This is a genomic window from Hydrogenophaga pseudoflava NBRC 102511 (assembly GCF_001592285.1).
GTDB classification, from domain to species: Bacteria; Pseudomonadota; Gammaproteobacteria; order Burkholderiales; family Burkholderiaceae_C; genus Hydrogenophaga; species Hydrogenophaga pseudoflava.
The window spans coordinates 189,198-204,023 of the sequence record NZ_BCWQ01000005.1 but is presented as its reverse complement, the minus strand read 5'-3'; the positions used below and the strand labels follow the sequence as shown (position 1 = coordinate 204,023).

At 69.6% G+C, this 14,826-nt stretch carries 10 protein-coding genes; all 10 read left to right on the top strand.

The window, feature by feature from the left end; genetic code table 11:
* The first annotated feature begins 216 nt into the window (after positions 1-216).
* The 10 genes from HPS01S_RS22360 to HPS01S_RS08480 all read left to right on the top strand — a co-directional run bounded on the left by HPS01S_RS22360 (position 217) and on the right by HPS01S_RS08480 (position 14,761).
* Entirely contained in the window at positions 217-3,693 is a 3,477-nt protein-coding gene (locus tag HPS01S_RS22360) for a glycosyltransferase family 39 protein (protein ID WP_066153897.1), read from the top strand.
* Positions 3,694-3,695: 2 nt separating this feature from the next.
* Complete coding sequence (locus tag HPS01S_RS08520; protein WP_066153894.1) at positions 3,696-4,586, top strand: UbiA family prenyltransferase; 891 nt, start codon at positions 3,696-3,698, stop codon at positions 4,584-4,586.
* 45 nt (positions 4,587-4,631) lie between these two features.
* The gene (locus HPS01S_RS08515; protein WP_066153891.1) at positions 4,632-5,357 is read left to right on the top strand and encodes a Crp/Fnr family transcriptional regulator; all 726 of its coding nucleotides are present in this window, start codon (positions 4,632-4,634) and stop codon (positions 5,355-5,357) included.
* 322 nt (positions 5,358-5,679) lie between these two features.
* On the top strand, positions 5,680-6,432 hold the full coding sequence (locus tag HPS01S_RS08510) for a pseudouridine synthase (protein WP_079364738.1): 753 nt from the start codon (positions 5,680-5,682) through the stop codon (positions 6,430-6,432).
* 19 nt (positions 6,433-6,451) lie between these two features.
* Positions 6,452-7,714, top strand: a complete 1,263-nt coding sequence (locus tag HPS01S_RS08505; RefSeq protein WP_066153889.1) for a PGAP1-like alpha/beta domain-containing protein — start codon at positions 6,452-6,454, stop codon at positions 7,712-7,714.
* A 113-nt stretch (positions 7,715-7,827) separates the two neighbouring features.
* The gene (gene htpG / locus HPS01S_RS08500; protein ID WP_066153886.1) at positions 7,828-9,693 is read left to right on the top strand and encodes a molecular chaperone HtpG; all 1,866 of its coding nucleotides are present in this window, start codon (positions 7,828-7,830) and stop codon (positions 9,691-9,693) included.
* A 184-nt stretch (positions 9,694-9,877) separates the two neighbouring features.
* Positions 9,878-11,299 (top strand): class I SAM-dependent methyltransferase, encoded by a 1,422-nt coding sequence (locus tag HPS01S_RS08495; RefSeq protein WP_066153883.1) that lies wholly within the window; start codon positions 9,878-9,880, stop codon positions 11,297-11,299.
* Positions 11,296-12,624, top strand: coding sequence for a sensor histidine kinase (locus HPS01S_RS08490; RefSeq protein WP_066153880.1), 1,329 nt, complete (start codon positions 11,296-11,298; stop codon positions 12,622-12,624). Before HPS01S_RS08495 ends, HPS01S_RS08490 begins: the two co-directional genes overlap by 4 nt.
* Positions 12,621-13,811 carry a hybrid sensor histidine kinase/response regulator gene (locus HPS01S_RS08485; protein ID WP_066153877.1) on the top strand — a complete coding sequence of 397 codons (1,191 nt, stop codon included), beginning with the start codon at positions 12,621-12,623 and terminating at the stop codon, positions 13,809-13,811. The genes HPS01S_RS08490 and HPS01S_RS08485 overlap by 4 nt, the downstream gene beginning before the upstream one ends.
* Positions 13,808-14,761 (top strand): response regulator, encoded by a 954-nt coding sequence (locus HPS01S_RS08480; RefSeq protein WP_066153874.1) that lies wholly within the window; start codon positions 13,808-13,810, stop codon positions 14,759-14,761. Before HPS01S_RS08485 ends, HPS01S_RS08480 begins: the two co-directional genes overlap by 4 nt.
* Positions 14,762-14,826 lie beyond the last annotated feature (65 nt).

Below are 14,826 nucleotides of genomic sequence, written 5' to 3'. Positions count from 1 at the left end.
CGTTATGTTGTCGGTGCGACGACAATTGAGGGGTCAACCCTGCTAGGACTTTCCCTAGGGAATTCCGGCATGGTGCGCTGGTGTTTGTCAGGTGCCCGCAAGTCTGGGCGTTCTGGTGCGGCGTGGTCGCTGCAGTGGCCGTGGCAAATGGAATCCAGGGAGTGAATCAACACGGCGCTGCGCCACGCGAACCGGCCGCCGGACCTTGCCTGCCTCATGTCTTTTGCTGTTTCCCTGCTCCTGCTGGCCTGGGTGTCCCTGCGCTGGGCCCGCCACCTCTGCGACACGCCGGCCGACCGCTACTGGATCTTCGTCGGCACCGCCCTGCTTCAGGTCGGCGCGATCACCGGTCTGAGCTCGCTGGCGCACCAGCTGACCCCTGCGGGCTGGCTCGTGATGCAGGTGCTCATGGCCGCGGCCACGGTTCCGCTCACCGGCGGCTGGCGCCGCAGCGGCGTGGCCGGGCCGCTGCCGGGCGGGCCAGGGCTGCGCGCTGCCTTGGTCACCCGCTTCACCGGACTCACGGCCTGGGGCCTGCTGCTGCTTTGCGCCATCGTCGGCGTGCTCCTGCTGGCGCTGGTGCGGCAGGCGCTGGAACCGATCTACCACTTTGATGACCGGATGTACCACGCCTCGCGGGTCCTCTACTGGATCCAGCACGCGACGGTGTTTCCCTTCGAGACCCACAACATCCGGCAGAACCTGGTGCCTTTCGGCAGCGAGCTGTTCTTCCTGTGGCCGGTGCTGCTGACCAAGTCCGAGGTCGCCGGGCGGCTGGTGTTCGGTCTGGCGTTGCCGCTGGCGGCCATCGGGCAGTACCTGCTGCTGCGGGCATTCCGGTTGGGGCAGACGGCCGCGCTGGCCGGGGTGCTGATCCTGGTCTCGACGCCGCTGATCGTCTCCAGTGCTTCGGGTCTGAAGCCGGAGGTCTGGTCGGTGCTCTCGCTGCTGGGCCTGGCCTACTGGGCGGTGACGCTTTGCGACGGGGCAGACAGGCCGGGACTGCGCTGTTTCTTCCTCGGGGTGTTTGTCGCGCTGAGCACCAACGTGCGGTCGTTTCCTGCGGCGCTGCTGCCTGGCCTGCTGCTGATCCTGTGGTGGGCCCCCGGGGCGGCCGGCGTCGGGGCGCGGCTCAAGGCCTTCGGTGCAGGCCTGCTGGGGGCGGGGGTGCTGAGCACCCTGCTCATTCCCCTGGCCTTCAACACGGTCCGCTACCACCACCCCATGGGGCCCCCGGAGGTGCGTCGGGTGGTGCAGGCCGAAACCACGCCGCAGGTGGCCTACACCCATGCCATCCGGTTCGTGTCCTTGCTGCTGGAGTTGCCGGCCGCGCCGGGGTCGCCCGAGGTTCGGGCCGGCTTCAGCGCCACCGCCAACCGGCTCATTTCGGCGGTCGGAGCCGGGCAGCCTCTGGCGGGTGAGGCGGAGGGTCCATGGCCGGGGCGGTACGTGTACGCCCTGCCCGAACAGGCCACGCGGTTCTCGTTGTGGGGGCTGCTGTGGCTGCCGGTGCTGGGTGCCGCCGCCTGGCGGCTGGCCGGGCACCTGAGGGCGCGCCGACGGCTCGACGGGGTGGCCGCGCTGGCGCTGCTGGCCATTCCGTTGCTGGGGGCGGTGCTGTTCGGCGCGCGCTGGATGGCCCACTCCGAGGTGCCCGCGCGGTTTCTCTGCGGCCCTTTTGCCCTGGCGCTGCCGCTGGGGCTTGCGATAGTCGCACCGCGCCTGACCGCCGGCCTGGCCCGCAGGCGCCTGGTCCAGGGGCTGCTGGCCCTGCTGCTGGTGTATGCGGTGTACCCGCCGGTCCGGAGTCTCGCAAAGGAGGTGCGCCAGGCAATGACCGATCCGCTGCCAGGCATCGACGTCAACGAGCCCTTCGACGAGGTGCTGCGTTCGGCCATGCCGCCGGGTTCGCGGGTGCTGCTGGTGGGCCACCAGGATGTGCGCGACTACCCGCTGTTCTCGCCTGGCACCGGGTATTCGAACGCCGTGGTCCCCTGGGGAACGGCGCCGTTTGACGAGGAGCGGATGCGCCGCCTGATCGTTTCGGAGCGGGTGACCCATGTGCTGATCCAGGACGATGCACGCGCGCTGTTCCGCTGGTTTCCCCCGGTCGACACGCGCGGGATGGTGCGCTGGCTCAATGCCCAGGAAGATCTGAAGCCGGTCTTGCTGCGATCGGCTGGCCAACGGCTGTACGAGGTGACCGGCGCCGCCGGAGGCAACGACGCACCCTTGCGCAGCTTCGAGGCCCCGGCCGAGGCGCCCCTGATCGGTGTTTCGGGCGCGTTGCAGGAGCAGGTGGGGGTGGACGAATCGGCCCTGCAGACCCCCTGGCCCGTCAACGACCTCGGCGGCGACGAGCGCGGCTTCCTGTGGCTGGGACAAGGGTATGCCCAGGGGATCGGTTTTGCCCTCTGGTCCCGGCGGGCGCTCGAGGTCGACCTCCGGTTCGACATGGAGCCCGGCCCCGGCATGACCGTCCCGGGGCGGCGGTTCATGCTGCTCCACAACGACCTGCCGGTGGGCGGCGAGCGCCGCTTCGAGGGCGTGACATCGGCCGTGGTCCGTGTCCGCCTGCACGCCGGGCGCAATCTCCTGAGCCTGCTGGCACTGGACCGTGCGACGGTCGTGCCCCTGCCCAACGGCGATCCGCGGGGGCTGGTGGTGGGGCTGCGGGCGATCCGCGTCGAACCGGCAGCGGCGCCCGCCGCTTCAATGGAGAGGCCCGTGGCGGGCGAGGACGGGCTCGCCCGCAGTGCGCGCCTGGCGGTGGGGCTGATCAACCGCCGGCAGCAGGGCGACGGCTACTGGTTCACGGCGCACACCTGGGGCACCACCTACGAGCGGCCGGTGGAGGAAATGAACACCTACCTCACCGCCCTGATGATCGATCTGCTGGCGGCCGAGGGCACCCCCGAGGGCCTGTCGGCCGGTCTGGACCGGGCGCGTGCGCATCTGAACGACCAGATCGAGCCCGGTGGCCTGGTGCGCTATCACGGCAGACCCGGCGGGCGGGCCACGAGCGAGACCGGCATGTGCACCATCACGCCCGATGCCGACGACACCGCGCTGGTCTGGCGCATCGCGCCGGGCGGCCACTCGCTGCGTCCCCGGGCGCTGGCGGGCGTTCAGGCCTACCGCACCGCAGAGGGCCTCTACCGCACCTGGCTGTCGCCTGAAAGCGGCTACCAGTGCCTCAACCCCGGCGCCGACCCGAACCCCGCGGACATCGGCATCCAGATGCACGTGCTGATGTGGCTGGCGCAGGACGACCCGCCCGCGGCCCGCGAACTGTGCCAGGCGCTGCGCCGCAGCGTCGATCAGGACCGGCTCTGGGTCTACTACAGCCGGGCGCCGCTGGTGCCGGTGATGCGCCAGCCCGACCTGCGGGCGCATGGCTGCGACCTGGCGCTGCCCGCCGACAGGGTGCGGGCCGAGTTCCCGGAGCAGCAGGTCTGGCTCGATGCTGCGCGCCTGATCGCCCGGATGGGGCCGGGGTCGACCAACCGGCCGACCGCCGATGAAGCGCGGCCGCTGCTGGAGGCCCTGGCCGCCGACCGGTTCGCCGCGGTGCGCAACAACCCGCCCATGCTCTATCACAACGACCTCAGCGCCTCGGTGTCCCGCAGGTACTGGTCGGAAGACGTCGGCTACGCGATGTGGCTGCGGATCTTCCTGGGCACCGGGGGTTGACCATGACCATCCGCTTGACCGGCACGCGCCGGTGCCGGGCCCTGCTCGCCTGCATCCGGTACGACGAGATCGTGGTGCTTCAGGGTGCGCCGGTGCTGGGCGCGGTCTTTGCCATCGGGGCGCTGGACACCGCCCGTGTGGGCCTCCTGATGTTGCTGGTGCTGGCCAATGCGGCGCTGGTGGCCCATGTGTTCCTGCTCAACGACTGGGCCGGCATCGAGCACGACAGCCGGGACCCTGCCCGGGCGTCGCGGGTGTTCCTGCAGCGCGGGATCAGCCGCCGGGAGATCGGTGTCCTGGTGCTGCTCACGCTCGTGCTCAGCATGGCCGGGCTGGCCTGGCTGGGCCGCACGCCGCTGCTGCTGGGGCTGCTGCTGATGATGGCGAGCGCCCTGTATTCGCTGCCACAGGTGTCGGTCAAAGGCGTGCCGCTGGCCAATTCCCTGCTGCACTTCGTCACCGGGGTGCTGCACTTCCTGATGGGGTACGCCGTGTTCCGGGAAATCGACGCCGGCGGGGCCGTGATCGGGCTGTTCTTTGCGGTGGTGTTCAGTGCCGGGCACCTGACGCAGGAAGTCCGCGACGCCGAGGCCGATGCGCGCAACGGCATCCGGACCAACGCCGTCTGCTTTGGTCGGCGTGCCTGCTTCCTGGTGGCCTTCGGGCTGTTCACGCTGGCCAACGCCCTGTTGGTGGCGCTGGCCCTGCAGGGGAGGGTGCCCGACGCGCTGGTCGCGGTGGTCGCCCTGGCGTATCCCGTGCACGCCTTCTGGACCTGGCAGGCCTTGCGCGAGGGCCTGCCCCATGTCAGCGTACGGCGCCTGCAAGTGCGCTATCGTGTGCTGTATGCGGGCATCGGGCTGGCGATGGTCACATCGCTGCTGCTGGTGTGAGTCCTTGCCGTCCGGCCCCGATGTCCCCTGTGAGAGGCCCTCGTCATGCCGTCCACCACCCCTCTGCGCTCCGGCGCGACACTGCGCGCCACCGCCCGCCCGCCGTCGCTGGACGAGCTGGGCGAAATCCCCTGGCTGAACAGCCTCACCCCGGCCGAGCGCCAGCGCGCGCTGGACGCCCTGGTGGTCAACGAGGTGCAGGTGGGTGAGCTGATCTGCCGTATCGGGCGGCCCGCGACCTACTGGTTCGGCCTGCTCGACGGCCTGCTCAAGATGAGCAACGACGACTCGCAGGGCGCGGTGATCACCTTCACCGGCGTCGCGCCCGGCGGCTGGTTCGGCGAGGGCACGGTGCTCAAGCGCGAGGCCTACCGCTACAACATCCAGGCCCTGCGCAGGAGCCGGGTGGCCGGCCTGCCTGTGGACACCTTCCACTGGCTGCTGGACCACTCGATCGGCTTCAACCGCTTCGTGATGAACCAGCTCAACGAGCGGCTGGGCCAGTTCATCGCCGCGCGCGAGATCGACCGCATCTCCAGCCCCGACCTGCGGGTGGCGCGCAACCTGGCGGCGCTGTTCCACCCGCTGCTCTCACCCAACGTCGGCGGGGTGCTGCGCATCACCCAGCAGGAGCTGGCCTACCTCGTGGGCCTGTCGCGCCAGCGGGTGAACGAGGCGCTGACGGCGCTGGCCGACAAGGGCTGGATCCGGGTGGAGTACGGGGGCTTGCGGGTGCTGGACCTTTCGTCGCTGCGGTCCGGGGAGCTGTAGCGGGCCGGCATGGCCATGGGATCATCGGGGCATGACCGACAAACCCAAGACCTTGCAGCTCAAGGCCAAAGCCCCGGCCGAGAAGCCAGCGGCCCCGCGCGCACCCGTGCGCCCGCGCGGCCCGGCCCGGGCCCGACCCCTCTCTGAAGTGAAGGCCGAACGTGCGGCGCGTGAGGCCGCCTGGGCGGCGCAGAACCCGCAGGGCGACACCGCACCCCGCCGCCCATCGGAGGCACCCCGGCCGTCCCGCCCGCCGCGCGACACCCGGCCCGACCTGGCCCGCGTGGGCAACGTGCGTGGCGAGATCCGCCTGAACAAGCGCATGGCCGAACTGGGCCTGTGCTCGCGCCGCGAGGCCGACGAATGGATTGCGCGCGGCTGGGTGCTGGTCAACGGCCAGCCCGCCGTCATGGGCCAGCCGGTGCCGCCCGACGCGCAGGTCGAGGTGCTGCCGCAGGCGCGCCACCAGCAGGCCGGGCAGGTCACCATCCTGCTGCACAAGCCGGTGGGCTATGTGAGCGGCCTGCCCGAAGACGGCCACGAGAGCGCCGCCGTGCTCATCAAGCCCCAGAGCCACTGGCGCGATGACCGCAGCGGCCGCCGCTTCGAGGCGGTGCACACGCGCGGGCTGGCGCCGGCCGGCCGGCTGGACATCGACTCCACCGGCCTGCTGGTGCTCACGCAGGACGGGCGCGTCGCGCGCACGCTGATCGGCGAGGACTCGGGCGTCGAGAAGGAGTACCTGGTGCGCGTGCACTGGGCGCCGAACGGCCCCAAGGGCGCGGGCGTGGTGACGCAGGACGTGCAGGCCGTCTTCCCGGCCGAGCGCCTGGCCCTGCTGCGCCACGGCCTGAGCCTCGACGATCAGCCCCTCAAGCCAGCGCAGGTCGACTGGCAGAACCCCGAGCAGCTGCGCTTCGTGCTCAGGGAAGGCAAGAAGCGCCAGATCCGCCGCATGTGCGAGCAGGTCGGCCTTCATGTGGTCGGTCTCAAGCGCATCCGCATCGGCCGCGTGATGCTCGGCAATCTGCCGGTGGGGCAGTGGCGCTACCTGGGCGGTGACGAGCGGTTCTGAGCCCGGCGCCCACCATCGCATGACCAAGGCCACTCCCACCGGACCGCTGCGCCAGGCCCTGCTGCGCCACGTGCGTCCGACCGACCTGCGGGCAGCGGCCCAGCTGGCGGTGCAGGGCACCCACAGCGTGATCAACATCGCCGAAGGCGTGCACCAGGCGGTGCACCGGCGGCTGGGGTTGTCCGGTGGCGCCACGGGTGATCAAACCGGCGGCCTGACGGGACAGATCTACCAGGCCGTGCGCGGCGTGGCCCGGCTGGCGGGTTGGGGCACGAACGCGGCGCTGGGCGTGCTGCTGCCGCTGCTGGACGACCCGGCGACCCACCCCGAGGCTTCGCCGCAGCGCGAGGCGGTGCTGGCCGCACTCAACGGCGTGCTGGGCGACCGGCTGCAGGCCCTGGGCAATCCGCTGGCGCAGGCCATGGAGCTGCGCGCCGGCGGCGTGCCGCTGTCGTTGTCGCCTGGTTCGCTGAAAGAAGAGCTGCCCAGCGCCGGTCCGCACATCCTGCTGCTCGTTCATGGCCTGTGCATGAACGACGCGCAATGGCGCCGCAGCGGGCACGACCATGGGGCGTTCCTGGCGCAGGCGCTGGGCGCCACGCCCATCTACCTGCGCTACAACAGCGGCCTGCACATTTCGGTCAATGGGCGCGCGCTGGCGCTGCTGCTGGAACAACTGGTGGCCGCGTGGCCCGCGCCACCGACGCGCATCACGGTCGTGGGGCACAGCATGGGCGGGCTGGTGGCCCGTTCGGCGGTGGCGGCGGGCCAGGCGGCGGGCCTGTCGTGGACGCAGCTGTTGCGCGAACTGGTCTTCCTGGGCACGCCGCACCACGGCGCGCCGCTGGAGCGCGCCGGCCACGGGGCCGACTGGCTGCTGGCCGCCAACCCCTTCACCGCACCGTTCGCGCGGCTGGGCCAGTTGCGCAGCGCGGGCATCACCGACCTGCGCCACGGCCATGTGCAGGACGCCGACTGGCAGGGCCGCGACCGCTTTGCCTCGGGCGCCGACCACCGCCAGCCCTTGCCGCTGCCCGAGGGCGTGGCCTGCTATGCGGTGGCGGCCACGCTGGCCGGGCAACGCAGCCGGCTGGCCGAGCGCCTCACCGGCGACGGCCTGGTGCCGCTGGACAGCGCGCTGGGCCGCCACGAAGACCCGTCGATGCGGCTGGCGCTGGCGCCCGAGCACCAGTGCACGGTGTTCCGGACCGGGCACCTGGACCTGCTGTCCAGCCCGAAGGTGGCGGCCCAGCTGCAGACCTGGCTGGCCGCGCCGGCTTGACACCCCGGCTTGAAATCGCGCGGCCTGCCCATAATTGCGCCCTCGCGAGTGCCACCCGGCCGGTCCGGAGCGGGTGGCATGGCCCTCATACCTTCTGACGATTTTCAAAGAACATGAGCAAACAGACCCTCTCCTTCCAGGCCGAGGTGGCCCAGCTGCTGCACCTGGTCACCCATTCGCTGTATTCCAACCCCGAGATCTTCCTGCGCGAGCTGGTCTCCAACGCCTCGGACGCCTGCGACAAGCTGCGCTTCGAGGCCCTGAACAACGCCGCGCTGTTCGAGGACGCGCCCAACCTGGACGTGCGGGTGGCCTTCGACAAGGACGCGAAAACCATCACCATCACCGACAACGGCATCGGCATGAGCCAGGCCGAGGCGGTCGAACACCTGGGCACCATCGCCAAGAGCGGCACGCGCGACTTCATGAGCCACCTCAGCGGCGACCAGAAGAAGGACGCCCAGCTGATCGGCCAGTTCGGCGTGGGCTTCTATTCGGGCTTCATCGTGGCCGACAGGATCGTGGTCGAGTCGCGCCGCGCCGGTCTGCCGGCCGCCGAAGGCGTGCGCTGGACCAGCGGCGGCACGGGCGACTTCGAGGTCGAGACCATCGAGCGCGCCGCGCGCGGCACCACCATCACCCTGCACATCCGCGAGGACAAGACCGAGTTCCTGAGCCACTGGAAGCTCAAGTCGCTCATCACCAAGTACTCCGACCACATCAGCCTGCCCATCCTGATGCAGAAGGAAGAGTGGGACGCCGAGAAGAGCGAGTACATCACCCGCGACGAGTGGGAGCCCGCCAACTCCGCCAACGCCCTGTGGGCGCGCAGCAAGAAGGACATCAGCGACGAGCAGTACGCCGAGTTCTACAAGAACATCAGCTACGACCAGGCCGACCCGCTGGCCTGGAGCCACAACCGCGTCGAGGGCAGCACCGAATACACGCAGCTGCTCTACATCCCGTCCAAGGCGCCGATGGACCTGTGGAACCGCGACCGCAAGGCCGGCATCAAGCTCTATGTGCGCCGCGTCTTTATCATGGACGAGGCCGAGAGCCTCATGCCCGCCTACCTGCGCTGGGTCAAGGGCGTGGTCGACTCCGCGGACCTGCCGCTGAACGTGAGCCGCGAACTGCTGCAGGAAAGCCGCGACGTCAAGGCGATCCGCGAGGGCAACACCCGCCGAGTGCTGACCATGCTGGACGACCTGTCCAAGGACGCCGACAAGTACGCCGCCTTCTACGCCGAGTTCGGCGCCGTGCTCAAGGAAGGCCTGGGCGAGGACTTCTCCAATCGCGACAAGCTGGCCAAGCTGCTGCGCTTTGCCAGCACCACCAGCGACTCAGTGGCGGTGTCGCTGGCCGACTACAAGGCGCGCATGAAGGAGGGCCAGAAGGCCATCTACTACATCACCGCCGACACGTTGGCCGCCGCCAAAAACAGCCCTCAGCTCGAACTCTTCCGCAAGAAGGGCATCGAGGTGCTGCTGATGACCGACCGGGTCGACGAGTGGGCGCTGTCCTTCCTGCCCGATTTCGACGGCACGCCGCTGCAGAGCGTGGCCAAGGGCGCGGTGGACCTGGGCGAACTGCAGGACGAAGAAGAGAAGAAGGCGGCCGAGCAGGCGGCCGAGAGCTTCAAGCCGGTGCTCGACAAGCTCAAGGAAACCCTCAAGGACAAGGCCAGCGACGTGCGCGTGACCACCCGGCTGGTGGATTCGGCCGCCTGCCTGGTGGTGGGCGAGGGCGAGCTCTCCAGCCAGCTGGCCCGCATGCTCAAGGCCGCGGGCCAGAAGGCCCCGGAAGCCAAACCCACGCTGGAGGTCAACCCGTCGCACCCGCTGGTGCGCAAGCTCGACGGCTCGGCCCATTTCGACGACCTGGCGCACATCCTGTTCGACCAGGCGCTGCTGGCCGAGGGCGGCCTGCCCGACGACCCGGCCGCCTACGTCCGGCGGGTCAACGCGCTGCTGGCCTGAGCGCTACGGAAATCGAGTGCATAAGGTCTGAAACCCGGTCCGGTATCCGGCCCGGGTTTTTTTGCGCCCGAACGGCGTTTGGACGACAGTTGCGCCCGTGAAACAGGTCGCAGATGACTACACTGGCAGATTGGGAGCTTCCGATCGGGGCGATTCGCCCCACCACCGTTGACATCCAACCACCGTGCAACCCCAGCGCCCCTTTGATCCTGTTGTCACCTTCCGAAACAGCCAAGGCGAAGCCGCGCGCGGCACGCTGACCAGTCTCCAGCGCCGCTCGCTGGTGATGGAGATCTACAACCCCTATTCCATCGTCCAGGTCAGCGAGGTGCTCAGCGACCTGGTGATCCGCTCCGGCGAGCGCGCCATCTACCAGGGCAAGGCGGTGGTGGTGAGCCTGCTCAACACCGGCCTGATGGCGGTGGTCTCGCTGGCCCTGATTGACGAGTGGTCGGACCTCAATCTGGCCCGTGGCAATGTGCGGGAGGTTGGCATGGAGGCTGCCCGTTTTGTCGAGGACTGGGAGCAGCGCTTCCGGGTCAAGGAAAGTTACCAGGTGGCGGTCAGCGAGTTCCGGGCCTTCCTGTCCGAGACCGCGCGCTGGATCGACCAGGCCGACATGCTGGACTCGCTGCCCAAGGGCGAGGACGGCCGGCTGACCGATGCCGTCTTCTGGGCCATGGCCGAACCCTTGATGACCAAGGGCAAGAGCTTCCTGGTGCGGCTGGAAAGCGAGGCCGCCAGCGTGCCCGCGGACGATGCCTTGCTGCACCGCAGCTACGCCCAGGCGGCGCTGCACCCGCTGGTGCTGCGGGCGCCTTTCGTCTACCGCACCTTTGCCAAGCCGCTGGGCTATGCCGGCGACTACGAGATGGTCAACCAGCTGCTGGGCGACCCGCGGCAGGGCAGCAGCACCTACATCCAGCTGGTCAACGCGACCTTCCTGAGGGCGGCGGTGGCCGAGGCGCACCGCAACCGCATCAACATCCTGGTCGACTACCTCCGGCGTGCCGTGGCCCTGGGCGAGCAGGAAGGGCGCCAGGTGCGCATCCTCAACGTCGGCTGCGGCCCGGCGGTCGAGCTGCAGCGGCTGATCGCCTCCGGCGCGGACCTCAGCCGCCTGAGCTTCACCCTGCTCGATTTCAGCCGCGAGACCCTGGACTACACGCGCGAGCGCATCGACGCGGTGATGGCCGAGACCGGCCGGCGGGTCGAGGTGAACTATGTCCAGGAGTCGGTGCACGACCTGCTCAAGCGCCCGGCGCAGTCGCAGGCGCTGGAGGGTGGCCGGGGTTTTGATTTCATCTACTGCGCGGGCCTGTTCGACTACCTGTCCGACAAGGTCTGCACCCGGCTGATCCGCTATTTCATGTCCCGCTCCGCCCCGGGCGCGCGCATGCTGCTGACCAATGTGCACTCGAGCAACCCCGAGCGCCATGGCATGGAGCACCTGCTGGAGTGGCACCTGATCTACCGCGACGAGGCGCAGATGATGTCCGTGATGTCCGAGGTCGGGGCGGCGATCGACCTGTACACCGACCAGACCGGGGTCAACGTGTTCGCGGAAACCACGCTGCCGGGGCGCGGCCCCCTGGACACTGCATGATCGCCAGGGACACCGCGTCCTACGAGCGTCAGCTGTCGGCGTTCCGGCTCGCCTACAGCAAGGCCGGCAGCATCACCTCCATCGGCCTGGTGCTCGCGGGGGTGGGTCTGGACTATTTCTCCTATCCGGAGTGGTTGACCGAGTTCTTCCTGTTGCGTCTGCTGGTGGCCTGCCTGACCCTGGGCATCCTGATGCTGCTCTACACCCGGGTGGGGGCGCAGCAGGTGCGGGTGCTCACCATGACCTGGCTGGTGCTGCCGCAGGTGATGATCGCCTGGATGATCTGGCTGACCAGCGGGGTCGATTCGATCTACTTTGTTGGCCTGCACCTGGCGATGTACGCGGTGGGCATCATCCTGCCGATCACGCTGTTCGAGGGCATCGGCTTCGGTGTGCTCACGCTGGTGCTCTACCTGATGGCCTGCACGCTCCACCCCGACGGCGTGGCCGAACCCGGCAAGCTCTACACCAACAGCCTGTTCATCCTGTTCTCGGCCATTGCCAGCGCGGTCTGCACCTGGTTCAACGAGCGGGCGCGGCTGCGCCTGTTCCAGCTGCAGCACGAGGTGGCCATGAACAACGACAAGCTGCAGGAGACCAACCGCACCCTGGCCGAGGTCAAGGGCCAGCTGATCCAGCGCGAGAAGATGGCCGCCATCGGCACCCTCTCGGCCGGGCTGCTGCACGAGCTCAACAACCCGGTGAACTACGCCCTGATGGCGGTGAACATGGGCCTGAGCGTGCCGTCTGCCAAGACCGACCCGATGCTCAAGGAAAGCCTGGAGGACGCGCGCGAGGGGCTGACCCGGGTGCAGAACATCGTCTCCGACCTCAAGACCTTTGCCTACCAGAAGCCCGGGGACGACAGCCAGCGGCCCTTCCTGCTCGAACACGCGGTGCGTTCGGCCATTCGCCTGGCCGGCTACGAACTCAAGGGCATCGAGCTGGTGCTCGACCTGCCCCAGGACACCCATGTGATGGGTGACGAGCCGGCCATCATCGGGGTGCTGATCAACCTGCTGAGCAACGCCGCCCACGCCATGCAGTCCGTGCAGCGGGCGCAGCCGCGCATCGACGTGCGGGTGGCGCCGGAGGGTGAGCGGCTGCGGATCTCGGTGCGGGACAACGGGCACGGCATCGATCCGGCCAACATCGGCCGGGTGTTCGAGCCCTTCTTCACCACCCGCGACGTGGGGGCCGGCCTCGGGCTAGGGCTCAGCGTGAGCTACGGCATCGTGCAGCGGCACGGCGGCATCCTGTCCGTCGACAGCGTGTTCGGCGAATGGACCGAGTTTTCGTTCGACCTGCCGAGGCCGCCCCAATGAAATCCGACCTGCCGGGTTCCGGCTCCGCTCCCCCGCTGGCCCGTGCCGTGCTGCTGGTCGACGACGAACCGCAGGCGCTCAAGTGGTTTGCGCGCTCCTACGGCGACGAGTTCGACGTGCGGACCGCCGCCAGCGTGCGGCAGGCACTGGACCTGATGGACCGGCAGGGGCACGAGGTCGCCGTCCTGCTGACCGACTACCGCATGCCCGAACGCGACGGTGTGGCCCTGCTGGCCGAGGTCCGGCAGCGGCACCCCCTGGTGTCGCGGTTGCTGATGTCGGCCTATGCCGACAAGGACGTGGCGATGGCGGCGGTCAACCTGGGCCATGTGGGGCGGATCCTGGAGAAGCCGCTGGACGAACCGGTGACCCGGCGGGCCTTGCGCGAGGCTCTGGCGGCCTGCCAGCAGCGGCTGCGCGAGCAGACCCTGCTGCAGCGGCGGGACGAGGCCATGCGAGAGACGCTCGGATTCCTGGCGCACGAGGTGGGCACGCCGCTGGCCACGGTCAGCGGCTACCTGCACGCCATGCGCGAACGCCAGCAGGCCCCTCTGTGCGGCAACACCGACCTGGTCTGTCTCACCCAGCGCCGTCCCGGCGAAATCGGCGCGATGCTGGACGCGGCCCTGCGCCGCACCGACTATGCGCAGTCCCTGGTGGCGACCTTCGTGCGCACCGCGCGCGACGCCTATCACGCCGACGGCAGCGCCAGCGAACTGGCCAGTGATCTGGTGCGATCGGTGCGCGAGGGCTATCCTTTCGATGGCGATGAGGCCGGCTGGCTGGTCTGCGATCTGCTGCAGGACTTCGTCCTGCCCGGCCAGCGCGACCTGCTGTACCTGGTGCTGTGCACCGTGGTCAAGAATGCCCTGCTGGCCCTGCATTCGGCACCGCCGGCCGAACCCCGCATCCGCATCGTGGTCGCAGGAACGCCGGACCGGGCGGTCATTGAAATCAGTGACAACGGTCCGGGCATTGCGCCGGAGGTGCTGGCCCGGCTGACCCGGGAGCCCGTCACCACCCGGTCGGCCAGTGGCGGCAGCGGCATGGGCCTGGTCTTCTGCCAGCGGGTGATGGCATCCGTGGGCGGGACGGTCGAGGTCCGGTCACCGCCCGCTGGCGGCACCGCGGTCCGCCTGCACTTTGGTGCCACGGACACAGAACAACACCATGAGGTATCCAGATGAAACCCGAGAAGATCCTGTACGTCGATGACGAGGCGATCGCCCTCAAGTACTTTGAGCGGCTGGTGGGGCCGCTGGCCCCGGTGCTGACCGCCAACTCGGTCGACGAGGGGCGGGCGGTGCTCAGCGTGCACGGCGCCGACATTGCCGTGCTGGTGTGCGACCAGCGCATGCCCGGCGAGCGCGGCAACGAGCTGCTGCGCCACGCCCGCACCCACTACCCGCACATCGTGCGCATGCTCACCACAGCCTATTCCGAGATCGGCGAGGCCATCGATGCGATCAACACCGGCGAGATCTACCGCTACATCGCCAAGCCCTGGGAGCTGGAGAGCCTGCGCTCCGACCTGAAGAACGCGCTGGAGCTGTCGGCCCTGCGCAGCGAGCGCGACGAACTGGTGCGCGACAAGATGCTGGCCCAGCAGTCTCGCCTGGTGTCGGGCCGTCTGTCGTCCCTGCTCGTGATCGGCGCCGGTGCCGACCCGGCGGCGTACGAGCGCGCGCTGTTCCGCTTTGCGCAGGCGGCCCTGTGGGTGGGTGCGCAGGAGCCGGCGGTGGACTGGCACCGATGGGACCACGCCGACCTGCAGCAGGCCGAGGCGCGCCGGGGCGCCGGGGTGGTGCTGCAGGTCCGCTCCTGGCTGGAACGGTTCGGCGCCCGGCAGGACGATGCGCATGCGCTGGCGCAGCTGGCGGCCGTCCTGGGCGCAGAGGTCCGGGACGGTGTGCTGCATCTCGCCCGCACCGAGCCCTGCACGGCCCTGCTGACCGCACCCGCCGGTGGCTCGGCCTCGGCCCACGACTGCGCCTGGCTGGCCTGGCAACTCTGGACCCAGGGGCGTTTCGGCCTCCATTCGGCTGGTGAAGGCTGGGTGGTTGCGCCGGCCAAGGACGAGCCCCTGCCCAAGGACTGGCTGGCCGACGCGATGGAGCGCCTGGGCAGCCTGGCTTGATCTGCGTCAGGGTCCGGGTGGTGGCTGGCCACCACCCGGCGACTACACTTGTGGGGTTGTGCGGC

Coding starts and splice junctions, on each gene's coding strand:
- HPS01S_RS08520 (WP_066153894.1), top strand. CDS start 3,696: ATGACCATCCGCTTGACCGGCACGCGCCGGTGCCGGGCCCTGCTCGCC.
- HPS01S_RS08510 (WP_079364738.1), top strand. CDS start 5,680: ATGGCCGAACTGGGCCTGTGCTCGCGCCGCGAGGCCGACGAATGGATT.
- HPS01S_RS08480 (WP_066153874.1), top strand. CDS start 13,808: ATGAAACCCGAGAAGATCCTGTACGTCGATGACGAGGCGATCGCCCTC.
- htpG (WP_066153886.1), top strand. CDS start 7,828: ATGAGCAAACAGACCCTCTCCTTCCAGGCCGAGGTGGCCCAGCTGCTG.
- HPS01S_RS08485 (WP_066153877.1), top strand. CDS start 12,621: ATGAAATCCGACCTGCCGGGTTCCGGCTCCGCTCCCCCGCTGGCCCGT.
- HPS01S_RS22360 (WP_066153897.1), top strand. CDS start 217: ATGTCTTTTGCTGTTTCCCTGCTCCTGCTGGCCTGGGTGTCCCTGCGC.
- HPS01S_RS08505 (WP_066153889.1), top strand. CDS start 6,452: ATGACCAAGGCCACTCCCACCGGACCGCTGCGCCAGGCCCTGCTGCGC.
- HPS01S_RS08490 (WP_066153880.1), top strand. CDS start 11,296: ATGATCGCCAGGGACACCGCGTCCTACGAGCGTCAGCTGTCGGCGTTC.
- HPS01S_RS08515 (WP_066153891.1), top strand. CDS start 4,632: ATGCCGTCCACCACCCCTCTGCGCTCCGGCGCGACACTGCGCGCCACC.